The following is a 23,563-nucleotide window of genomic DNA, read 5'->3' on the forward strand; positions in this document are numbered from 1 at the left end:
CAATGATGCATCTCCAACTATCAAAAACAGGAAAGCCGCTAAACCATCTTCCTGCTTCGATTAAAATCAGTAAGAGCAGATTACTACGATATCTCATAGATTGTCAACTAATTCTGTCCCTATACATCTTTAAGACTTGCCCATAAACATCTAACAGGCTAGATAAGCTTTTATTACACTTTAAATGTGAGGTACAGGTACTTAACTACACAAAACATATTAAACTCTGTTACAAATAATGTAAGGACTCAGGCTATACTTTAAACTAGAGTTAACCATGTTAATAATGTTATCCTATATTTAGTACTGCCTTAGCTGTTGAATTAAATCTCCTTAGCTATACTTTGGTTAGAGCTCTGCACCCAAGCAGCTGCATAATAAGCTTGAGATACCTTATGTTTAAGTAAAGTGTTTGATGTAACGTAGAAACTTACGATCTAAACGGGCATTAAACGAAAAGGGCACCTGATGTACAGGTGCCCTTTTCGTTTTACTAGATTTTAGTAGCTTTTACTCTTTTATAAGTTTTATACTTTTCTTCTCACCATCTACCTCCACTATTAACAAGTAAAGGCCGCGGCTTAAATGCTCCAAGTTTGCCTGAAGCTGCTGCTCGTTTACTCCAGCTGTTACAGCAAGTGTTTCTTCGTGCTGCACCTTGCCTGATGCTGAATAAAGTATAACTCTTGCAGTTCCGGCGTTCTCCGCAGCAAAACTTACTTGCAACGTGCTCTTGAAAGGGTTAGGATAAGCCATGGTTACTACTGCCTGGCTGCCGCTAAAGGTAACAGCGCGCGGACCATAATAAGTATGCTCTCCGTTTTCATCAAGCTGCTTTAGGCGGTAGTAGCGCACGCCTGCCTTGCCTTTTTCTGTATCTGTAAAAGTATAGCTTTGCTTTGAGTACGTATTTATAACCTTACTTTTAACGAATCCTATTTTACGGTAAGTATAGCCATCTGTAGACACCTCTACTTCAAATCCTTCGTTATTCTGTTCCATTGCCGTTTCCCAGTTAAGAACAGCGTTAGAGCCGTTCTTAGAAGCCTTAAACGAAATAAGTTCTATAGGTAATGGCGTTACAGTACGACCTAATGTAAAGTATCCTGCTGGCCCTAAGTTAGTACCGTTAACCTGCTTACCTGTTGGTGTAGCGCTAGGCACTATTGATTTCCAGTAAGAAGTTGTTGGGCTGCTTTTAGACCAGTAAAATACTAACTCTTCGTCTTTGTTTACCATCTCTGGTTCCAACTCGTGGTCAAAGTATGACATAGCCACATCTACCCGATTGTTGGTATTTGGAGTAGTCGGTTCTAGCAGAAAATAACGCTTTACGTTGTCTCCGTTTCCAAGAGCGGCACCAGCGCCTGTCACTCTTGTTACTTTTACTTCGCCTGGCGTACCCACTGTTGGTGTTACAGTCATACCCATGCCTCCGAAGCTCTCCTGCGCCGTTACATCTCGGGTAGTTTCTACTGCACCTGTTAAGTAGCTTGCGGCGCTTTCATTTATAAAAGATCCTGTGTTGGCTAATGTAATTTTATTTTCTTTTGTATCTATGTTGCCACTCACAAAATCCAGTCGGTTTGCTATTAGCGCATCATCCGTAAGCTCCTTGCTACCCCCTCCTGCAATTGATACATTATAATAGTTAGCTCCAGCAATTTTTTGAGCTGTGCTGCCATTAAAATTAATTGTTGGAGTAGCTGTTACTAAGTCTGCAATTGCACCTGATATGGCAAAATCTTTAGCAACACCAGTAGTACCTGAAAAAGATTTCGTACCACCGTTGCTTAGGTTAAGGGTATGATAGCTAATCGGTAGTATATCTTGCGAGCCTGCTCCATTATAATTAACCGTTGTTGCATTTGTTGTAGCATCGGCTGTTGCAGCATCGGCTCTTGTAAATGCTCCTGCAATACCTGTAGTGCCTGCTGCTAAAACTTTAGAGCCGCTTGTGCTTATTGCTAAGTTATTATAATTGATGGCTGCTACAGCTTGTATGGCTGTGCCATTGTACTCTATTATACTTGGTGTAATTACAGCCGTGCCATCAGACACATCAAAATCACCTGCAATTTTAGCATGTCCTGCTGCAAATTCTTTTGTGCCAGGGTTGCTTAAGATTAAATTACCATATTGCTCGCTAAGCACCACCTGTTTTTCAGTAACTGAACTGCCTCCATAGTATTCTACTGTACTGTTCGCTGCAAAAGAATACTTGTCCATCTGTAGCTGTGAAGCAGTACCAATACCACCAACTTTTAGAACGGCATTGTCGTCAACTGTAAGTTCGGGCTCTGTACCACCATCTACTGCTGATTCACTTCCAGTTAATTTGAAAGATATAAGATCCAGTTCACCACTTTCTACCTTTACATCCAGCAGTTCGTTTACATCAACTCCCATAGACAGTTTACCAGTCCCTGTCTTAGTTACCTTCAAGTGTGCTAAGCCAACGGGCCCGTTAGTTGCATTTATGGTAGCCTCCGATGCACCTGTAAAGTTTAACTCAATGTTCGCAGCTTTTAGCTCTGCTCCCAAATGGTTAAAATTACCTGTTAAGGTGATATTGCTCTCTAAACTAGCTTTAGCTCCTGCAACAACTGTTAAGTTCCGTAACGTGTATAAACCAGTACCATTTACAGTAGATGGGATAATAGCACCGCCACTTTCTTCAGACTCCTTTCTAAGTGAAAGTAATCCAAAATCAGCACCTGATGCATTTATAACGCCATTATTTGTAAAGTTTCCTCCGATTAAGTATTTCGTGTCTGAACCTGCTGTAAATGATGCACCCGGCTCTACTCTAAAATCCCCTTCAATTTTCCATTTTGTTCCGTTTATTGCTGGAATCTGAGCAGATAAAGGTGTAGGACTTGCTCCATACAAAAATGTTCTTACACCAAAAGAATGAGTATTTGCGATCGTTAAATTATTTAGTTTAGCAGGAACAGCACCTGCCAATGTTATTGGTAAACCACCTCCGAAGATAATCGTTCCCGTGCTCTTGAGAGATGTAGAGTCAACTCCCATGTTAAATGGAAAAATTTGAAGAGGATTACCATCTTTATCCTTTTGCCCTAAGCTCTGCGGTTCAAAATTAAGAATACCAGAACTAGTTACCTCTCCATGATTTGTAAAGGCTGTAGCGAAAGTATGGGTGCGACCAATTCCATGAAATTTAGCTCCAGGCTTTACTACAAACGACCCCAATATAGTCCAGTCTCGGCTTGTTGTTACTCCTCCGATATTAGAGATTGTTACGCTTGCAAAAGTAGGGTCCGCACTTGAATTCAAAGTTGGAGGCACTTCACCTGCAAATTCTACAGTAGGAGAACCTGTATCTCCCGGCAATATGGGGGCTAATAGTTGTATGTTTTGGTGTCGGGTGCCTAAAAATTTAGCTTCTCCGCTGCTCCTCAGTATACCTTGATTTTTAAAATCTCCTGCAACACTTACTTTAGCCACACCCGCATTTAAGTAGCCGTTATTAACAAGATCCATCCCTGCTGTAGCTACATTTCCCTCACCAACAATATCAACTTCACCTTGAATAGTGATGTCAGTTTCAAACTTGTAATGTGCCAGTTTTTGCACAAGTAGGTTATTAATGAATAAATGGTTTCCTGAAATGGTGCGCTGTGCACCACCTGTAGAAGCAAGCACTAAACGGCCATTAGGTGCCTCGCTACCATCTGTATTATAGTATCCAGGGTTAAATATGCCACCATTTGCAAAATTACCACTCAGAGTTAACTCTTGCTCATTTGCATTTAGTGTTGTACCAGAATTGATTGTAAGATCTCCATTTACTTGTGTTGATGCAGTTAATGTTTTAGCACCCGTATTTTGTAGCACCAAGTTACCATACGTAACTGCTGCTATATTTTGTGTAGCTGTACCACGGTACCTAACCGTTGATCCATCTGCTAAGATGTTGTTATTAAAATTTGCTGGATAGTTAGAGCCATTAAGTTCTAGTATAGAGCTACCTCTCAAATTAAATGTTCCACCTTGGGCAGTTCGGCGAAGTGTTCTTGAATTTAATCTTAATCGGCCGCTTTGTACATCTAGTTCCGAGTTAACCAATACATTTCCTGCAAGTGTAATGGCTGTAGTAGTGTCTGGCCTGTTAATAGTAAGAATGTTAAAAGTAGCAGATGGTATAGCTTGTGCTCCTGCTCCAGCGAATATGATATTACTTGTACCGGCATCAAATATTGCACTTACACTTTTTACCCATGTACTATTTGCTGTAATAGTAGAACTTCCAACACTAAATGTGCCACCACTATGATTTATTGATCCGTTCATGATATAGTTCCCACCAGGTACAGAAAGGGTGCCCCCACTTATAGTCAGGTTGCCATAAATACCACCTGTTTGAGCTGCTGTAAGGGTTGCAACACCGCCAGATTTATTTACTGTAAGATGATGGTAGAGAACTTCGCCAATTATCTGAGAATTACTTCCCTCATAAATAAACTCACTGGACGTGCCTCTATTAAAGCGGGTGTAATTTGCATTGAGAAAATCTCCGCCTAATTTAAACTTACCGGTTCCTAAGGTTATCGTACTTGTAACACCATGGTCCAGAGAACCTGCAACAGCAACTACTCCAGAACTACTTGATATATTAAGGTTATTGCCTCCTGCCCCACTATGTAAGATCAAATCACCGCCAACTGTTAAATTATTTGCACCTGCATCTATAGTATGAATTAATCCACCAGTGCCTGCAGCCGCTAAGTTACCAGTTACAGATAAGCTACCTCCTGTGCCTAAAGTAAGGGTTGTTACTTTGGCACCCCAAAAACGCATACCTTTAACTGTTTCAGCAGCACGTATAGTCGGATTATGGTTGAAATTATATCCGCCTAACTCGACAATATCACTACTTCCAGGATAAGTTGTAGCAGGTACTCCTGATCCGGTGGTAATGTTCTCCCAGTTACCTACAATTTCCCATCTATCACTTATAGCGCCTACCCATTGGTAAACGCTGGTGGTTGCAGACAAAGTCCAGGTACCAGTTACATTTGGAACCGTTGCTGGGTCTTGAACATTATCTTTCCTTACCCAGTTATCTGTTGCGCTAAAGTCATTGGCTCCTACAGCAGTCCAGGTGCCGGCCATATTTTTGTAAAGCTGCAAAGAGCTGTTCTCTGGATTACCATTCAACTCACTATCCTCATATTGCAGCTTCAGGCTTGCCCCTGTGTAGCTACCATCAGGGATTATTACCTCATAGCTTCGGTTTATAGCAGCACCTGCCGGGAAGTTACTAATAGTAGCGGCAGTAGTTCTTACAGATATTTCATCAACGTTAGTTACAGTTTCAAAAGAAATCTGTGCATGGGGTGCATTAAAGGCGTACGCAGTATTAGCAGCAAAAGCATGAGATCTTCTAATTGTTCCTAAAACCCACCCATTACCAGTACGGTTAGATAAAACGTTAATCTTGAAGCTACCAGTACGAAGCATACCACTGGTCATGTTCAACAGTGTAGTAGTGGCATCATTTGCCAGGTTTACAAAAACACCATTAGACGCCTTATCAACGGTTAGTTCATTAAATACGGCAGCCCCTGTTATAGTTGAGTTGCTACCTCCAACCATAGCAATATTACCGTTATCATGGTTAAAAGTACCGCTGTTGGTAAAGTTGCCGTGTAAATTATGTCGATATGTTGAAGCATTAAATGTAGCAGAGCCATTAATTGATAGATTCCCGTTAACCGTTATAGCTCCGGCAGCAGTTTTTGAACCTGCCTGATCAAAGATGATATGATTATATACTGCTGGTAATACTGACTGAGCAACTGAACCATTGTAGGTAACTGTGTTTGGTGTATTGCTGACCGCATCGAAAATGCCAGAATCAATGGCAAAGTTACCGGCAGCACCTAAATTGGCACTACCAGCCATTTTAAGATTTGTGCCATCTATAGTAATATTATAAAAGTCGTGAGTTCCATTGAAAGTTGAGGAACCAGCAAATGTTACTGTACCCGCCTTACCAGTAAATTTACCTGCACCTGTCACATCAGACTTTATTGAAAATGAAGATCTAGAACCGATTCTGCCTGTGAATCTCACCTCGTTAATTGATAAGGTGCCACTGTTGATAATGTCATCATCCAATATAGTATCAATAACATCGGAAAATGTTATTCTTCCTGCTGTTGCACTGAATGATCTACTAGAATTAACTATAAGATCCTTATGAACGATAAACGATGAGGCAGTGGTCACGGAGCCATCTATTTCCAAATTCTGAAACTGAATAGCATCTACTGTACCAACAGTTATACTTTTAGAAGTACCAGTCATGGTAACTTTACCATTGTTATTTTGCGATAAAGTATTACCACCTAAGGTAGATAGGTTGCCCCTTATATATAAATTATTTGCTAAGATGTTCGTGTTACCTTCGATTGACAAATTATTAAACTCGTTCACGGCAGAAGAACCCGCAATTACTTTACCTGAACCTGTCATTCTAACAGTGCTATTGACACTGTTAAAAGTAGCATTGTTAGTCCAATTACCACCTACCTTATGTGTAAATGTGCCACCTGATGTAGTACCAGAGAACACCGCATCACTTTCTAGCAACACATCTTTGGCTATATCTATGGCTCCTCTTGCAGTAAATACAGCACTACCATTGCCTTCGAAATTACCTGCTACAGTAAGTGTGGTAGCAGGCATTCTTTTCGTACCCGATCCGGTTAATATTAGATTACCGTAAGTTTGCGTAGAAATAGTTTGGTCTCCGCTTCCATTATATTCTACAGTGCTATTTGCATCTAATGTAATTCTTTGGTAACCAGGTGAGCCTGCAGGAAAGTTATCTGCATTATCTGAATTTCCGATGTGCAGTCTTCCTCCACCTTCAACTCGTAGCTCTCCGCCCGCGGTAGAACCATTGGAGCGAAGCAAAGTATAAGTCCCTAAATTTAGCGTTACACCAGATTTTACAGTTACGTTACCTCCTACGTAATCTGCATAATTTGTAGTGTGGCCGGTTAATGATTTAACACCGCTGCCACTTAATAATAAATTATCATGAGTGTTTGTAACAATGTTCTGAGGTCCGTTAGCTGCATACTCTATAGTTGCTCCTTTGTTTTGAGTGGGAAAGCGAGAGTAGTTACTGGAAAAGTTTAAAGCCATTACTTGCAGTACGCCATTAGCACCTACAGTAAAAGCATCATCGTATACTAACGTCATTTTCTTTGCTCCGGCATTCAGCGTTCCATCAACCTGAACATTAGTGGCTCTATTGGAAACTACTCTATCAATAGTTACATTAGCTTCCTGTGTTACAGTACTGCCTGATAAAATTCTTAAATCGCTAAACTCGCTGGCATTATCACCTCCTATTGTTTGTTGCGCGCCTATAAATCCTACAATTGGATAGTAGTACCTGTTATTAATTAAGCGTCTTGCTTCTGAATAGCCCCCATTATTTATCCAATCTCCTCTAACTGCTAAAATCAACCCTACATTTTGTAATGTACCTCCCAATCTTATGTCAACATCGTTATATACAGTAAGTTGGTTGTTACTACTAGTAATAGATGAAGTACCATTCTGAATCGTTAGGCTATAACAGGCAGCTCCACTATTTATAACTGGTTTTCTTGCTGTCGCACCGTTAATTATAACTGCTGTATTTGCATCTGGTATCTGATTGCCTGACCAGTTAAACCTGTTATGCCAGTTAGTATCACTAGATCCGTCCCAAGTAACAGTGCTTGTTTGCGCAAAAACTTGGCTAGTACACAACCAAATAATTGTTAATGCCGTAAGAGCAATAGAACATTTAGAGATTAATAAGTTTTTGAGTAGGGTAGAAACGCTCATAAGCAACTTATATTATTTGATGATAATTTAGTCTAAGGTGATATATAAAACATGCTACACTAAGCATGTTTACAGCTATAGCTACAAAACGCAATTTTTGCACTTTGTCTGCTACCTACATTTGTATTCCTATCTGGTTAAAATACGCTGCAAGCATAACAAATTTTATCTTTTAAATAAGTTAAAGTATATAACGCAAGCTTTTAATCGCTGCAGTTATAGTTTTATCTAACTTATAGTTAATATATTTAAACTTTTTTAAATATCCACGCCTTAGCATTAGCTCAAATAGCTAAATATCTATAGCTACTAACATTATCCTATTTCTGCCATTGTAACACGAGCTAAACAGCATAATTATAATAAAATAATCCAATAAAAAATATTGTTATAATCAAATGTATTTATAATTGTACTTATTTTTCTATGTTATTACATACAATTACTAATTATTATCACTTTATTTAGCACGCATAGTTCTTCTCATAATTTGTTGATCTGGTGATCATGCAGCAGAAATACGTAGACATATATGTATAGATTTATACTATTTATAGTTTATGTTGCCTCATATTACTTATAAACCTTCAAAAAGGAATAAACTACCTTATAACCACCCCTAGACTTCTATAAATAAGACTACATATATATTATTCACTTTTATATAGCTTGTTTCACTTTATATTTTCATGAATACAGCTTGGTACCTACAGGAGAAAATGATGAGCATTAGCAGGCTAGTAGCTAAATGATGCAGGATACTTCTCAATAGCAAAGTAGAATTTCAAAAAGTCAAAAAAAATTAGTTATTTAAGGAGTTGTAAAATCAGAATTCACCTGTAGATGAAGCTTACTAAATCGCTTTTTGCCCTTATATTCTTACTTCTGTTCTCATTCCACCTAAAAGCCCAAGGATCAGTTATTGGTAAAGAAGCTATTGAAGAACTTAAAATACAAGCAGTTAACGACACTGCCTTTACGCTAAGCACAACTAACCAGACCGGTAACTCAGTAAAGTATAGCGGTCCGCTGTCTCTCAGAATTAACGGCGAAATGCAGGAAGTAAGCTTTACGGAAGGCGAAGCTCGTTTTTCGTTGCCCAAAAAGGCAAACTTGATACAGATATCCGCTAATTTAGAGACGCATACAATTGCACGCTTATATCGCCCCTCTGACGATGCCGCACAAAGTATGACCGAAATTCCTATGTGGCTAACTATACTCCCGCCACTAATCGCGATTTTATTGGCACTTATTTTCAGAGAGGTATTACTTGCACTCTTCGCTGGTATTTGGGTGGGAGGTTTTGTTGTGTACGGTTTGTCGATTAAATCTATTTTTACTGGTTTGTTAGCTGTCGGAGACACTTACCTGCTAAAAGCCCTCACCGACAGCGACCATGTGTCTGTTGTTATTTTCTCGATGCTGATAGGCGGCATGGTGGCCATAATCTCAAAGAACGGAGGCATGGCAGGCGTTGTGAATGTGCTATCGCGGTATGCAAAATCAGCTAAAAGCTCGCAATTGGTTACATGGTTTTTAGGCATTGCCATCTTCTTTGATGACTATGCCAACACACTTATTGTAGGCAACACCATGCGTCCTGTTACAGATAAACACCGCATTTCACGCGAAAAGCTCTCTTACTTAGTAGATAGTACCGCAGCTCCTGTAGCCGCTATTGCTTTTGTTACCACTTGGATCGGAGCTGAGTTAGGTTATATCAAAGATGCCGCCGCTACACTTGGCATACAGGAAGGCGCCTACTCCCTTTTCTTTAACTCACTGCAATACTCTTACTACCCTATTCTTACAATTGTGTTTATGCTGATGCTGATTCTGATGAATCGTGATTACGGCCCGATGCACCATGCAGAAATAAGAGCAAGAGAAACAGGAGCAGTAACAGCCAATAGCCTAGACCGCAAAGGCCAGGAAAAACAGCAACAGGAAATGGCCGAGTTTGAGCCTGTAGACGTAAGCCGGGCACGCTCTGTTAATGCGCTGTTACCAGTAATAGTAGTAATATTTGGCACTTTGGCCGGCTTGCTTTACACGGGCTATAACCCGGAAGTATGGGCCGACGACACCATTGGATTTTTGCGTAAGCTGTCAATCACCATCGGCGACTCAAACTCTTATACAGCACTTATCTGGGCATCGCTTAGCGGTGTGCTTACAGCAGTTATACTCACTGTAAGCCAGCAAATCATGTCCTTAACAGAAACCATGGAATCGTTGCTAATAGGCTTTAAAACAATGTTACCGGCTATTCTGATACTTGTACTGGCTTGGTCGTTGGCGGCAGTGACTGCAGAGCTATACACGGCAGAATACCTTACTTCACTTTTCTCAGGCAATATCTCTCCATACTTCTTGCCCGAAATTACGTTCTTCCTGGCTGCTGTAATTGCATTCTCTACGGGCTCTAGTTGGGGCACTATGGCTATACTTTATCCGCTAATGATGCCTGCCGCCTGGTACGTAAGCCAAGCCAACGGACTAACAGTAGAAGAAACAATGCCTATTATGTATAACGTGATTTCGGTGGTGCTGGCAGGCGCAGTTTTTGGCGACCACTGCTCTCCTATTTCAGATACTACAATACTTAGCTCGCTGGCTTCTGGCTGCAACCACATCGACCACGTAAAAACCCAGTTACCTTACGCTATTACCGTAGCACTGGTAGCAAATATAATATGCACAAATCTATCTAGCTGGGGAGTTCACTGGATACTGGTGTACCTAATCGGAATTGCAGTGCTTTGGGGCCTGATCCGGCTTATTGGTAAAAAGAACCTTACCGGAACTGAAACAGAAGCAGTACAGCACCAAGCTGCTTAGTTATAGTAAAACACAGTCTTCAACGGCTGGCTTCCTTAACAGGGTAGGCCTGCCGTTTTTATAGTGATATAGTATAAAAGTCGTGCACTACAGCACGCGCGCTATAGCTTTCTTTGTTGGCAAGAAGGGTGCTGTTAATGCCTGATTCCTGCTGCTCATCCATGGATGCGCCCAGATCAAAGTACTTTTTAAAGCTATAAGCCTTAGTAAGCAGATAATGAAGCAAGGCGTCTAAAGCACCATTTTCACGTCCTGTTTCAGATGTAGCAATGTACTGGCAATGCGCTACGGTAGCTGTTTCATAAATGATAATGCCTGCGCCGGTTTCTCCGTCTTTAGTAGCAGTGTAAAGCTTTATATTTTCTGGGAACAGCTTTGCCAGCCGCATTATTTCTGCAACAGTATGAACAGGGCTTGCCTTATACTTTTCCTGAAGTAGTTGCGCCTCCAGCTGCATGAAACCAGCAAAGTCCTGAGAAGTGTTTACCTCCCAATTAAATTCCAATGCTCTCTTCACCTCCCACCTGCGGGTGCGGCTATACTTTAATGGGTTGATTTGTTCTATAACCGAAAGCACATCCCGCCTGTATAGCGTTGCATTAAATTTAAATAAGGCATACAGATCTTCCTCAGCAGGAGATTGATGGTAAATATGCGGTATAGTTTTATAGTTTATACTCTTAAAACCCAGCTGCTTAAAGTATAAAACTATTGCCTTAAATACTTGCAGCATGATTTCTGTTTTTATACTTGCACCTGTAAGTATACCACCATAGGTAAGGCCGCCATGTGAGGTAATCGCTGTGTTTTGCTCACTGGCCGGAAGTAAAGCTATCAGTTTATTTTTGCGGTAAATAAGCAACGAGTGGTCTTTGAACCTATCAGCATGGTACTCCATGTAATCGCGGTAAAAAAGGAAAGTAGCATTCTTTGAGCCCGCTACAAAAGCATCCCATACTTTTTTATGATCTGAAGTATACTTTATAACTTCCACTGAATAACTTCCACTGACCGGTGATTAATTTATTTGATTATCAGGATCTAAAAAACTGCAACACTTTAATTAATAGCAAAGAAGCCGATTAGCGATTAAGCACAATCCGGAAAGTAGTGCCCTTGCCTACCTCCGACCATTTAACATAGAGCTTACCTTGGTGGTAATTGTCGATAATACGTTTAGCAAGAGCCAAACCTAATCCCCAGCCACGCTTTTTGGTAGTATAACCTGGCAGAAAAACAGAATCAATCTTACTTTTAGGAATGCCTTTACCTGTATCGGTGATATCTACGGCTACGCTGCTTTTACCTAATAGCACCATATTTATGTTTATACTTCCGCGCCCTTCCATGGCATCAACAGCATTCTTACTGATATTCTCTATCACCCAATCGTAAAGCGAAACATTCACTTTAGCTGTTATATCAGGAGAAAAAGCAGACTGCACTGTTATTTCTACTTTGCGCGAGATGCGGTTTTGCAGGTAGTTGATAGCATTCTGCGTTACCTGAAGTATGTTCTCGTCTCGGAGCGATGGCACTGATCCAACGTTGGAGAATCGTTCTGTGATAATCTCTAGCCGGCGCACGTCTTTGCCCAACTCCTCTACAATCGGTTCATTCTCAAATTTAGGGCTGGCTTTGATGTACTCATACCACGCCATCAGCGAAGAAAGCGGGGTACCCAGCTGGTGTGCCGTTTCCTTGGCCAAGCCAACCCATACCCTGTTTTGCTCGGCCCGCCGTGAATAGCTAAAGGCAAAATATGCCATCAGGGCAAAACAAGCAATTACAATTAGCTGCACATAGGGGTAGTAGCGCAGCTGCGAAAGCAAGGCAGAGTCTTTGTAAAACACATAATTTTCTGAGCCCTCGGCCCATGGCACCACAATAGGCGCATGCTGCGCGCGCATTTTCTCTATTTCTCGCTGAAGTAACTCAGTTTTGCGTACTTCTGAAATGTTTTTGGGTAAATCTATGTTCTTAGAATCGAGAATATTCTCATGTTCATCTGTTAAGATAACAGGCACAGTAGTATTGGCTGATAAGATCTCTTCCTCAATGAAAACGATGTTATCGTCGCTGGGGGCATTGATCATGTACCGGAGGCCTTTGGCATAAAGCTGTACCAGTTCCTGCTCTCTTTCAGACAGTTTACTTACTAGTATGTTTGTATACGTAATGGTAGCAGCGCCAATTATAAGGGCAATGATAACAACAACAAGCTTAATCCTGTTCTTCTGTGAGTAAATGGGTATCATGCAGTGTACACGAAATTTATTTGAAATTAGTATAAATTAAACATTAAGGGCAAGTAAGTTTCATTTTAAAAATTTGAAACGTAAATTTGCACTTTAGTAGAACACACGTTATTATGCTTCAGAATTTTAAAGCGATCAGCCTGTCTTATAAGAAAGCACCGCTGGAAATCAGGGAACTGATCGCCTTAGATGAGACCTCCTGCAGGCAGTTTCTCCAGACGCTAAAAAGCTTTATTCAAGCTTCTGACGTGCTGGTGCTTTCTACCTGTAACCGCACCGAAGTATACTACAACGCCGATACCGATTACAGCTCCGAAATTGTGAAGTTGCTCGGTATTACCAAAGGCATCGATAATATATCCAAATATCTTGATTACTTTACTGTACTAAACGAGCACAACGATGCGGTTCAGCATTTGTTCGATGTGTCGATGGGGCTTGAGTCGCAGGTAGTAGGTGATATGCAGATATCTAATCAGGTTAAGGTAGCTTATCAATGGTCTGCTGATAACGATACAGCCGGTCCGTTTTTGCACCGCCTGATGCACACGATCTTCTTTACCAACAAGCGCGTTGTTCAGGAAACTTCTTTCCGCGATGGAGCCGCCTCCACCTCTTATGCAGCCATTGAGTTAATAGAGGAACTTACCGCCGACATTATAGATCCAAGTATACTGGTTGTAGGACTCGGAGAAATTGGCGCCGATGTATGCCGCAACCTAAGGGATGCTGGGCACAAAAATGTAAAGATCACAAACCGCACACAAGCCAAGGCCCAAGCATTGGCAGAAGAATGTGGTTTAGAGGTATTGCCATTCGAGAATATTGTACAGGGATTAAAAGAAGCTGATGTAATTATATCATCTGTGGCCCGCGAAACCCCTTTCTTCACAAAAGAAATGGTAAAGCGCCTGGATGTACTCACTTATAAGTTCTTTATTGACCTTGCCGTACCGCGTAGTGTAGAAGCTGATTTGGAAAGTATACCAGGTGTGCTGGTTTACAACATCGACACTATCCAAAACAAAGCATCAGAAGCTCTTCAGCGTCGCATTAGCTCTGTTCCAAAAGTCAAAGAAATTGTAGCTGAATCAATTGAGCAGTTCAACGACTGGTCGAAGGAAATGATTGTGTCGCCTACAATTAATCGTTTAAAAAATGCATTAGAAACGATTAGGCAGGAGGAGATGGCACGGTACCTGAAAAAGGTAAATCCAGAGGAAATGAAGCGTCTGGACAATATCACTAAGTCCATGATGCAGAAGATTATTAAACTTCCGGTGCTGCAGTTAAAGGCTGCCTGTAAAAGAGGTGAAGCAGAGACACTGATAGATGTGCTAAATGACTTGTTTGATCTGGAAAAACAATCAGAGGAAGCAAGCCACTAAAAATAAGTAAACAGTATATATTTCTTAGTGAATAAAAGAGCCTAAGGCCTCTGTAAGCTTCAAATGCGAAGAAATTACAGAGGCCTTAGGCTCTTTTAAATTTATAAATTGCGCTGCCTGCTACCATAGGTAGCGTCACATTTAAATGTCTATACAACATTCCTCCAAACAATCAATCACATCAATTAGCTTAGGAATAGCAAGTGAGTAATAGATCTTGGTGCCCACTTTAAACGAGGACAAAACGCCTTTGTCCTTAAGCGTAATAAGGTGCTGAGAAGCAATAGCCTGCGGTAAGTCTAAATGCTTATATATCTCTGTTACAGTCATTTTGTCTTCTTTACCCAACAAATCAACTATAGCCAGCCTTTTAGGGTGCGCCAACACCTTTAACATGGCAGCTGCCTTATCTATTTTCTTTGATTCAACTCTTGATAACAAACTTTTCATAATTAAATATAATACCTAACAGTTTCTACATACATTTATCAATCTTATTCATAATAAGATATATACGGTGCTTTGAGTATTTTGCTGAGTAGCTTCAGCGCAATTTTTAACAGTTCCGCACAATTCCTTCTTATCATGTCTGGTGCAAAATTCACCCTATCGAAAGAAGTATTAACATTGCACATTTTATATTTACGTAAATAATAAAAAATTGGATATAGGATATACTAAATACTAATACATTAACATATTCATATATTATAGTTGGCTATCTCCTATATTGCACTACTAATGATCACTTTCACTTATTGCACTTAGCCATGTTTTTACCTAATATTACCAGATATCATAGCCAGTAGCTAACAACACGCAAATAATCAGAATTTGTTACCAGCTATGTTATATGGTCAACAGCCTCATTTATATTATGTTATAATTTTAAGACCATCATCAACATCTTCGCCTCACCTTAAATTTACTTGTCAGGCCTCACCATGCATCCTCTAGTGTAATTTTGTACCTTTGCTTAACTGTAAAAATTCACACTTATTGTATGAAAGACCTTTTAGAAAAATTTGAAAATAAAAGACCGGAAATAGTTTTTGAGTGGAAAGATGCTGAAACAGAGGCAGAGGGCTGGGTGGTAATAAACTCCCTAAGAGGCGGAGCAGCTGGCGGAGGCACGCGCATGCGCAAAGGCCTTGACAAACGAGAGGTGGAGTCGCTTGCCAAAACAATGGAAGTAAAATTTACAGTTTCGGGGCCGGCAATAGGAGGAGCAAAATCAGGCATCAACTTCGACCCTGCAGACCCACGAAAGCGCGGCGTTTTAGAGCGCTGGTATAAAGCAGTTATTCCTTTGTTAAAAAATTACTATGGCACTGGCGGCGACCTTAATGTAGATGAGATACACGAGGTAATTCCGATAACTGAAGACTATGGCTTATGGCACCCGCAGGAGGGTATCGTAAACGGACACTTTAACGCTACAGAGCCACAAAAGATAAATAAGATCGGGCAGTTACGCCAAGGTGTGGTTAAGGTAATTGAGGACCAGCACTACTCCCCGTCTACAGCGCGCAAGTATACAGTAGCTGATATGATCACTGGCTTTGGAGTAGCAGAGGCTGTACGGCATTATTATGATATTTGGGGAGGTCAGTTTGAAGGCAAGCGTGCTATCATTCAAGGTTGGGGGAATGTGGGCGCTGCAGCTGCATACTACCTTTCTTCTAAAGGCGCCAGAATTGTAGGCATAATAGACAGGGCTGGCGGATTGATTAATGAAGATGGTTTTACTTTTAAAGAAATAACAGATCTATTCCTGAACCGCCAGGGCAACGCACTTAACCCTGAGGGGCTGCTAACTTTTGAGGAAGTAAATAATCGCATCTGGACTATACCTGCAGAGGTCTTTATACCTGCTGCTGCCTCAAGGCTTACAACACGAAAGCAGGTCGAGCAGATGATCTCAAACGGCATGGAAGTAATCTCCTGCGGTGCAAATGTGCCATTCCAGGACCCAGAAATCTTCTTTGGCCCTACAGGTGAATTTGCAGACAAAAGCCTCTCTGTTATCCCGGACTTTATTGCAAATTGTGGTATGGCTCGTGTGTTTGCCTATTTAATGGAAAGCGAGGTAGAAATAACTGATGAGGCTATCTTTACAGATATTTCTAATACCATCCGCACGGCATTGGAGAATTCTTACGCGAAGCACGGCCAGAAAACAGAGATTGCCAAAACAAGTTTTGAGCTTGCGCTTAGCCAGTTACTTTAAAGTATACATCACCCGACAATGAATAACTGGAGAGAAATTTTAGAATACGAGTTTTTAGGTAATAGTATATCAGAATATCTGATAGCTATTGGCATTATGCTTTTTGGTTTTATTTTTAAAACCGTTCTGTCCAGGCTGCTATCCGGAATTATCTATAGGCTTGTAAGGCGTGTTTCTCAAGAGGATTATCAGCCGGAGTTCAGGCGACTACTGCTTCAGCCTCTGGAAGTACTCCTGTTCCTGGTGTTCCTGTACCTTGCATTTCAGGTACTGGATTACCCATTAGAAGCGGACCAGCTTCGCAAGACTGATCCTTTCCTAAAAACTTTCATGTTCCGCACTTATCAAGTGTTCGTGATTGTGGCTTTGGCCTGGGTAATAATGCGCTTTATTGATTTTATCGGCTTAATTTTTAAATACCGAGCCGAAAAAACAGCCTCTAAGCTAGATGACCAACTGGTACCTTTCTTCAAGGATTTCGCGAAAGTAATGGTGGTTATTTTTGCCTTTTTGGTAATACTGGGTACTGTTTTTGGCGTTAATGTGGCAGGCTTAGTTGCTGGTTTAGGTGTAGGTGGCCTGGCCTTAGCTTTTGCAGCCAAGGAAAGCCTTGAAAACCTTCTAGCTTCGTTTACAATTTTCCTGGACCACCCGTTTGTAGTAGGCGACCTTGTTGAGGTAGGCGGAATAACCGGATCAATAGAAAAAATTGGTTTTAGAAGCACCCGAATCCGCACACTGGACAAAACCTTTGTAACGGTGCCAAACAAGTTCATGATTGATAAGCCTCTGAATAACCTTACGCTGCGCACCTTTAGAAGAGTAAACTTTGACATTACTCTAACCTACGACACCACCTCTGCACAGCTTCGCGCCATATGTATAGAGTTGCAGGAGTTTATTGATAAGCACCCCAACACAAATCAGGATGGTGTAGTGCGATTTCAGGCTCTTGCCGACAGCTCTAAAAATATAATGGTATTATACTTTGTAGAGTCTATGGATTGGACAGAGTATGTAAATATTAAAGAAGAGGTAGCTTACAAGATAGTAGAGATTGTGGAGAAACACGGAGCTGATTTTGCCTATCCAACACAAACTTTATACTTTCAGCGGCAGACAGTAAACAAGCAATCTCCAATACATCGGCCTGAGGCTAGCTTCTTAAACTCCGATACAGATATAAAATAGATATAAACAAAAAAGCAGGAGAAGCTCCTGCTTTTTTTTTCACCCTTATTTCTTTAGTTACAAGTAGTTACTTTCTTTTCCACTAAAGCACTAATTGTAATCTTTTATATTATTATAAACCTTAAATCCTAAAAACCACTTCGCATTATTTTGTAGTTTTGGTTTGTTTAACGGCCAACCTACCCTATAGTTGCATCATGTTTATAACTTTTCCGATCTATTAGCCACTTTTGCTGGTGAACGCACCTTAAAAACAAGCCAATGAAAATATAACTTTTAATATATTATACTTTAGTACAGGGTTATACTTAAATCTTTAAGCTTGTATTATTAATTAAAATCAAAGTACTCTCCTTCCTGTAACTCTACCTTTTTTTCCTGTTGCTTTGGTTTCTTACCTCGTAATAAATCTTTTAACTCCTGCCCTTCCTGTTTCAAGTCAGTTTTAATTTTTTGCCGCACTCGCTCATCGTCATAGGCAATTTTAAAGTCGTTTTCCTTTCCTTTTAAAGTCAGGAACAGGCTGCTGTTCCCCGCATTAGGATCAGCGGCTACCACTCCGAAAGCTGCATCCTTATCAGGGCGTTGGCTGGTAAACAAAGGCAGCTTTATTTTATAGTCCATGTGCTGGTCAAACGTATGCTGTCCTGAAATTGAAACTGTTGGCACTGCTGAAAGATTAGACCTGATATCCATTTCTGGAATATAGATAGTACGCTGCTGTATCCAGAAGCTATTGTGGAGTTCTGCAAAGCGCATATTAGCTAACTCAGAGCGTTTCACGAATGCAGACATCTTTTGCATTGGCGCAAAATTGATGAGCTGCCCATTACGCACTGTGGCAACAATTTCAGCCTGCAACAGGTCAGTTTTAGCGTTCAGCTGGCTGTCGAAGTATAAATCGGAAACTATATCGGCAGTTAATTCACCACGCAGGTGGCGGTCCATAACAAAACTTTGCTGAAAATTCTCGAACACATAGAACAAGCTATCTACGCTCATGTTTTTGAGCTTTGTAGCTGTACTAACTTTTATATGATCGCGTGTACGTGCATCCAGCTTACCACGTACAGCAAAATTGCCTCCTATAGCATTAAAAGAAATGTTTGGCGACGACACAACCTGATTGCGCAGCACTACCTCCCCTTTAATATTGTTAGCTCTGAACTTGCGGAACTTTACCCTATTAACAGAAGCTCCAAGATCAAATGCAATGCTAGGCGAAAGTATAAATTTATAGTCGCCGGCGTTGCCTACACGTGCCTCCTGTGGTGTGTTCAGCTTCTCGCTCAGTAGCTGGTCTAAGTCGATGTAATTACTGCTAAAGTCTGCTTCTACTAACAGCCGCTGTCTATCCAGTAGTAGCCATGCCATTACATTCTTAAACATGCCGTTTATCACAAAGTCAGAATCGCCCAGCTTACCCTTAAAATCAGATACAGCCACATCGTTGCGCTTAAAGATAAAATTCCCGTTCAGGTTCTGCAGCGGCAAGGGCAGCTCTTGCAGAGCCAGCGATACATTATGCAAGGTGATGTCTCCGGATGTGCTGAGGGTGCTGTTTCCAGGACGGGCTTTAAACTCAGTCAGGTTACCGGCAAAAGCTATGCGAACATCAGCTAAGCCACTGCCACTGCGCACATGCTCCAGCTTCGCCAGGCCCAGCACATAGCCTACATCCAATTTACCCTTCACATCAAATGCCACCGATGGATTATTGAAGTTACTGTACTTAAAGTTGCCGCTGAACCGATGCCCATTTAACACTCCCGACAAGTTTTTAAGCTCCAGAACTGAGGTGCTTGCGTCTTGCTTGCTCCCGTTTGTAAAGCTGCCTGTCAGGTTTATATTATCTATTTGCTGCTTTACCTCCGGGTGATAAAATGATGCATCCTTAGCGCCGAAATTAAATGTGATAGTCGGATTCTGTTTTACAGACACTTCGCCTTTAACAGTACCATTAAAATATACTTCGCCATTGCTTCGGTATTGGCTCAGCTCCTGACTTATATTTTGCGGCAACAGCGATAAAAGCGATTGTACATCTGTATTTTTACCATCAAGCTTTAGATCAAGAGTAGTTGGTCCGGCATACCCAATTGCGCCTCCTACCTGATAGGCTGCATTCTCAATTTCTATTACAGATGGCTGCAGCTGTATTGTTTGTTTTGTGCGGTTTATAACCAATGCCGAAGCCAGGTTTACGGTTTTACCCTTAAAGTACTCTCCTGTGCCTACTTTTATAGTGTGGATTGTTGCTTTACCGTCGGTTTCTACAGCTACTGTTTCGTTTGATATACTTAGGGCTGCTGCCAGCTGGTGCGCGGTTACCTCAAAGGTTTGTTTTAGTTGCTGGTCTATGTAGTTTACATTTACCTCCTGCAAGTTTATCTGCTCCAGGTTAAAGGCAAAGTCTTCATTTCCTGTACTTGTGGTATCCTGTTTAATTACATGATAGTTTACACTTCCGTCCGGTAGCACCTTTATATAGATGGCCCCCTGCTCCATGTATAGGTTGCTTATACTATACTTGCTGCGCAGCACATCCCAGATGCTAAATGTGAAGTATAGCTTTTCAGCTCTTGCCAGCGACTCTTCACTACCTTCTACGCCCTCATGTACATTCACCTTATCTAGCGACACAGCCACCTGCGGAAACTTATCAAATAAGGATAGGGAGATCTGCCCTACTTCAACTTTTGTATTGATATGCTTGTTTGCTTCTGCCACAAACAATCCGATAATTTTATCCTGATAAACATAAACCAACCCAAATGCTATACTTGCTGCCGCTAAAAAACCGACAACAGTATAAAATAGCATTTTTTTAACAACTCGTTTCTTCACCAGATTAAAAGCTCAGATTTTTAGCGCCTTACAAAACTTAAAGGTACACCCTTAATAACACGCTTACAATAGGAGCCGGAGCTCCAAAAAAAAATTTAAGATTTTTTTCTCAAATGTTTTGCAGTATCAAAAATAACCCCCATATTTGCATCATCAAACGGGGACAAAAGGTCTCTAAAAAGAAAAAAAGGGGTGTTAGCTCAGCTGGTTCAGAGCACCTGCCTTACAAGCAGGGGGTCACTGGTTCGAATCCAGTACGCCCCACAAAAGGACAACTTAAAAGTTGTCCTTTTTTTATGTCTATACTTTTCTTCTTCCTCTATTTCTTCCTCATTTTCAGCTGCGTACTTAAAGTTTATACTTTACAAACGCTTGTGTAAAGGCAAAAGTATAACTGGCTTCCTTTATGGCAGCAATACAGTTAAGCTTAAAATGAATGGGTTTAGTTAGCTGATGCCAGCTCTAGAAACTGCTTATGCAGCGAAAGCACCTGCGGAATGATCATTCGCTGGTCGTCGTTGGTAACAATGTAATCTGCCCTGGCCATTTTCTCTTCTTCACTTAGCTGCTTGCTTATAATGGTTCTAATATCGGCTTCTGTACGATGCTTGTCGCGCAGCAGCAGGCGCTTTATCCTTACATCCATGGGAGCATAAACAGCAATCATTTTATCTATCTGCTTCCATGCCTCGGACTCATACATCAAGGCCGCTTCTTTAATAACGTATGGCTTTCCTGTATGCTGCTTTACCCATTTCTCGAAGTCGTTACGCACGTGTGGGTGCACCAGGCTATTGTGGCGCTGCAGCTTTTCTGGGTTGTTGAAAACGATGGAAGCAATATAGGCACGATCAAGTTCACCCTGCTCGTTAAAAGCCTGCGAACCATAAGCTGCTATCAAATCAGCTTTTAGAGAATCGTCATGATGCATTACCCACTTTGCGCGGGAGTCGGAGTCATATACAGGTATACCCAGTAATTTGAACATGCGGGCAACAACAGTCTTACCTACGCCTATACCACCTGTTATACCTATCTTCAGCATTGGGGCATTTATTCTTCTACTATTGCTTTAACGCGCTCAGGCCACAGCGTTACATTGCGCACGCCAGTTGGCTTTTGCACCAATTCCGGAGTTAATGTAGAGTCACGTCGGGAGTAACGCCTGTAGTCTAATATAGCTTTAAAATTATCTCGGTTAAGAGAGACAGCTGAGTCTTCTAGGAGCTGGTAGCGCACTAGTATGTAAGGTGGCCTTAGGCTTATTTCTCTGCCAGCTGGTGCATTTACTACTTCCGGTATAATTTGGCGCTCTTCCTGCAGCAGTCCTTTTACGTTTATAGTTACCTCCGCAGTGCTGGCACTCGATTTTACCAACGATTTGTTATCGTAGTTGATAGGAACCTTTACCTTGGTAGCCTCAGTGAGTTGTTGCCCATCTGGCAAGCGCACTAACAAAGGGTTTGGCAGGCTCTCTATCATAGAAGAAGGGCCGGTAAAACGTACTGAATCCGGTTTAATAACAATTGGACCTACGACAGCATGCCTGTCGCCGGTTATCTTTTGAGAAGGATCTAATATAAGCCCTACTGTACGTGATACTTTAGCATTAAAGTTGAAGTATAAAGTATCTGTAACAACAAAATTAAGCTCCATGCCATCTAAGGCATTTACGAGGGCAGGGCGTAAAGCCGATCCAAGTAAGTAATTGTTGCGGGGCAAGTTTCTGATATAAATCTCAGCAGGTTGCACCTCCACACGCAGAGACTTACGCAGCAGCTTCCATCCTTTACCTGTAACATTTATGGTTACCTCTTCAGGTAACTCCTTTACGGGTACGAGCTGGCGCTCATCGTAAACAAACCTTACAGGATAAGTGGTTTGGGTTGAATAACTTTTATTAAGGGCATTAAGAAGCCAAAAGGTGGAAGCCGCCACAAAGCAAAGCAATACTACTCTCCAGTATTGCTTTGTTTGTGGCCTAAATGGCTTCGCAAACCATAGAACTATATTTTTGGCTCTTTCAAGTGGCAATGCTTCTAAACTTTTTGAGCTTTGGCAGTCGCCTCCATAGATATTGCAGTCTTGTCGAATGTCAGCCTGATGCCTTTATCAACTTCAATGACTACGAATTCGTCTTCTAAACTAACTAATTTGCCATGCAGCCCACCAATGGTAACAACTGTCATGCCTTTAGTCAGCTCTTCACGAAACTTCTTTTGGTCGCGCATTTTCTTCTGCTGCGGCCTGATCATGAAGAAATAGAAAACAAGTATAATAGCGCCGAACATCAGCAACTGAGGCAGCATACCTCCGTCTGGTGCTCCGGCCTGTAGGAATATAGTTTGCATGTTTGTGTATTCTCTGATTAGCTCTTTTTAAGCTTAGTTTCTCTTTACTGGTCCGTCAGCACCAGCTGTTGGTATATTGTTGGCCTCTACCGTGCCTTTTAAAGTTACCTGTGTAATGTTAGGCACTGTGTTGGCACGCACTGTTATAACAGGAGCCTGCATACCAGCTTTGCCCGTGCTGTTAAAGTTAACCTTTATCTCGCCAGTCTCTCCTGGAGCAATTGGCATATCCGGAGACTTTGGCACAGTACAGCCACAAGTTGCAGTAGCGCTTTCGATAATAAGCGGCGACTTACCTGTGTTTGTAAACTTAAAAGTATGCTCTACCACTTCGCCCTGCTTCACAGTACCGAAGTCGTAAGATGTTTCAGCAAAAGAGATAACCGGCGCGTTTTCTGACGCCACTACTCCCTCAGAGCCAGCCACGTTTGGGTTCTCTACAACCGGTGCAGTTGTAGTAGCCTCTGTTGCAGTAGCTTCAGACTCGGTAACGTTATCGCTTCCTGTGTTATTGTCGCAGCCTGCAGCAAATATTGCCACAGCAAAACTAGCTGCTAAAATCAGGTTCTTTTTCATATC

13 protein-coding genes and 1 tRNA gene are annotated in these 23,563 nt (G+C 41.4%); 5 read left to right on the plus strand and 9 right to left on the minus strand.

The genetic code is table 11. The annotated features are described in order from the left end of the window. Positions 1 to 510: 510 nt before the first annotated feature. Positions 511 to 7,536, minus strand: a complete 7,026-nt coding sequence (locus WG943_RS10505) for a T9SS type A sorting domain-containing protein (RefSeq protein WP_340408793.1) — start codon at positions 7,534 to 7,536, stop codon at positions 511 to 513. Between the two features lie 1,182 nt (positions 7,537 to 8,718). Here WG943_RS10505 and WG943_RS10510 point away from each other — a divergent pair. Next, entirely contained in the window at positions 8,719 to 10,719 is a 2,001-nt protein-coding gene (locus WG943_RS10510; RefSeq protein WP_340408794.1) for a Na+/H+ antiporter NhaC family protein, read from the plus strand. Between the two features lie 58 nt (positions 10,720 to 10,777). On the opposite strand, the gene WG943_RS10515 is transcribed toward WG943_RS10510, so the two are convergent. Both WG943_RS10515 and WG943_RS10520 read right to left on the minus strand, forming a co-directional pair. Beyond that, positions 10,778 to 11,713 carry a GNAT family N-acetyltransferase gene (locus WG943_RS10515; RefSeq protein WP_340408795.1) on the minus strand — a complete coding sequence of 312 codons (936 nt, stop codon included), beginning with the start codon at positions 11,711 to 11,713 and terminating at the stop codon, positions 10,778 to 10,780. 88 nt (positions 11,714 to 11,801) lie between these two features. Next, positions 11,802 to 12,977, minus strand: a complete 1,176-nt coding sequence (locus WG943_RS10520) for a sensor histidine kinase (protein WP_340408796.1) — start codon at positions 12,975 to 12,977, stop codon at positions 11,802 to 11,804. A 113-nt stretch (positions 12,978 to 13,090) separates the two neighbouring features. On the opposite strand from WG943_RS10520, the gene hemA reads away from it, so the two are divergent. Next, positions 13,091 to 14,365 (plus strand): glutamyl-tRNA reductase, encoded by a 1,275-nt coding sequence (gene hemA / locus WG943_RS10525; protein ID WP_340408798.1) that lies wholly within the window; start codon positions 13,091 to 13,093, stop codon positions 14,363 to 14,365. A 141-nt stretch (positions 14,366 to 14,506) separates the two neighbouring features. Here the strand turns inward: hemA and WG943_RS10530 are convergent, their stop codons facing one another. Continuing rightward, the gene (locus WG943_RS10530) at positions 14,507 to 14,815 is read right to left on the minus strand and encodes an ArsR/SmtB family transcription factor (protein ID WP_187068257.1); all 309 of its coding nucleotides are present in this window, start codon (positions 14,813 to 14,815) and stop codon (positions 14,507 to 14,509) included. A 553-nt stretch (positions 14,816 to 15,368) separates the two neighbouring features. On the opposite strand from WG943_RS10530, the gene WG943_RS10535 reads away from it, so the two are divergent. After that, positions 15,369 to 16,595 carry a Glu/Leu/Phe/Val dehydrogenase dimerization domain-containing protein gene (locus WG943_RS10535; protein ID WP_340408802.1) on the plus strand — a complete coding sequence of 409 codons (1,227 nt, stop codon included), beginning with the start codon at positions 15,369 to 15,371 and terminating at the stop codon, positions 16,593 to 16,595. Positions 16,596 to 16,613: 18 nt separating this feature from the next. Then, positions 16,614 to 17,786, plus strand: coding sequence for a mechanosensitive ion channel family protein (locus WG943_RS10540; protein WP_340408804.1), 1,173 nt, complete (start codon positions 16,614 to 16,616; stop codon positions 17,784 to 17,786). A gap of 330 nt (positions 17,787 to 18,116) precedes the next feature. Here WG943_RS10540 and WG943_RS10545 read toward each other — a convergent pair whose 3' ends face one another. Next, positions 18,117 to 20,609 (minus strand): AsmA-like C-terminal region-containing protein, encoded by a 2,493-nt coding sequence (locus WG943_RS10545; RefSeq protein WP_340408805.1) that lies wholly within the window; start codon positions 20,607 to 20,609, stop codon positions 18,117 to 18,119. A 213-nt stretch (positions 20,610 to 20,822) separates the two neighbouring features. Between WG943_RS10545 and WG943_RS10550 the strand changes: the two genes are divergently transcribed. After that, positions 20,823 to 20,897, plus strand: a tRNA-Val gene (locus WG943_RS10550). A 178-nt stretch (positions 20,898 to 21,075) separates the two neighbouring features. Here WG943_RS10550 and coaE read toward each other — a convergent pair. Genes coaE through WG943_RS10570 form a run of 4 tightly spaced genes read right to left on the minus strand, consistent with a single transcriptional unit; the run spans position 21,076 to position 23,560 of the window. After that, positions 21,076 to 21,678: a dephospho-CoA kinase gene (gene coaE / locus WG943_RS10555; RefSeq protein WP_340408807.1), complete on the minus strand. Its 603-nt coding sequence runs from the start codon at positions 21,676 to 21,678 to the stop codon at positions 21,076 to 21,078. 8 nt (positions 21,679 to 21,686) lie between these two features. Continuing rightward, entirely contained in the window at positions 21,687 to 22,667 is a 981-nt protein-coding gene (locus WG943_RS10560; protein WP_340408809.1) for a hypothetical protein, read from the minus strand. Between the two features lie 5 nt (positions 22,668 to 22,672). Then, a complete protein-coding gene (gene yajC / locus WG943_RS10565; RefSeq protein ID WP_340408811.1) occupies positions 22,673 to 22,984 on the minus strand; it encodes a preprotein translocase subunit YajC in 312 nt (103 codons plus the stop codon). A 33-nt stretch (positions 22,985 to 23,017) separates the two neighbouring features. After that, on the minus strand, positions 23,018 to 23,560 hold the full coding sequence (locus tag WG943_RS10570) for a DUF1573 domain-containing protein (protein WP_340408813.1): 543 nt from the start codon (positions 23,558 to 23,560) through the stop codon (positions 23,018 to 23,020). Positions 23,561 to 23,563 lie beyond the last annotated feature (3 nt).

Origin of the sequence: Pontibacter sp. H249, from assembly GCF_037892465.1 — a bacterium.
Taxonomy (GTDB): Bacteria; Bacteroidota; Bacteroidia; order Cytophagales; family Hymenobacteraceae; genus Pontibacter.

What these genes read in the sequence shown, in the direction of transcription:
- WG943_RS10510 (WP_340408794.1), top strand. Translation starts at nt 8,719, where the DNA reads ATGAAGCTTACTAAATCGCTTTTTGCCCTTATATTCTTACTTCTGTTC.
- WG943_RS10520 (WP_340408796.1), bottom strand. Translation starts at nt 12,977, where the DNA reads ATGATACCCATTTACTCACAGAAGAACAGGATTAAGCTTGTTGTTGTT.
- hemA (WP_340408798.1), top strand. Translation starts at nt 13,091, where the DNA reads ATGCTTCAGAATTTTAAAGCGATCAGCCTGTCTTATAAGAAAGCACCG.
- WG943_RS10530 (WP_187068257.1), bottom strand. Translation starts at nt 14,815, where the DNA reads ATGAAAAGTTTGTTATCAAGAGTTGAATCAAAGAAAATAGATAAGGCA.
- WG943_RS10535 (WP_340408802.1), top strand. Translation starts at nt 15,369, where the DNA reads ATGAAAGACCTTTTAGAAAAATTTGAAAATAAAAGACCGGAAATAGTT.
- WG943_RS10540 (WP_340408804.1), top strand. Translation starts at nt 16,614, where the DNA reads ATGAATAACTGGAGAGAAATTTTAGAATACGAGTTTTTAGGTAATAGT.
- WG943_RS10545 (WP_340408805.1), bottom strand. Translation starts at nt 20,609, where the DNA reads ATGCTATTTTATACTGTTGTCGGTTTTTTAGCGGCAGCAAGTATAGCA.
- coaE (WP_340408807.1), bottom strand. Translation starts at nt 21,678, where the DNA reads ATGCTGAAGATAGGTATAACAGGTGGTATAGGCGTAGGTAAGACTGTT.
- yajC (WP_340408811.1), bottom strand. Translation starts at nt 22,984, where the DNA reads ATGCAAACTATATTCCTACAGGCCGGAGCACCAGACGGAGGTATGCTG.
- WG943_RS10570 (WP_340408813.1), bottom strand. Translation starts at nt 23,560, where the DNA reads ATGAAAAAGAACCTGATTTTAGCAGCTAGTTTTGCTGTGGCAATATTT.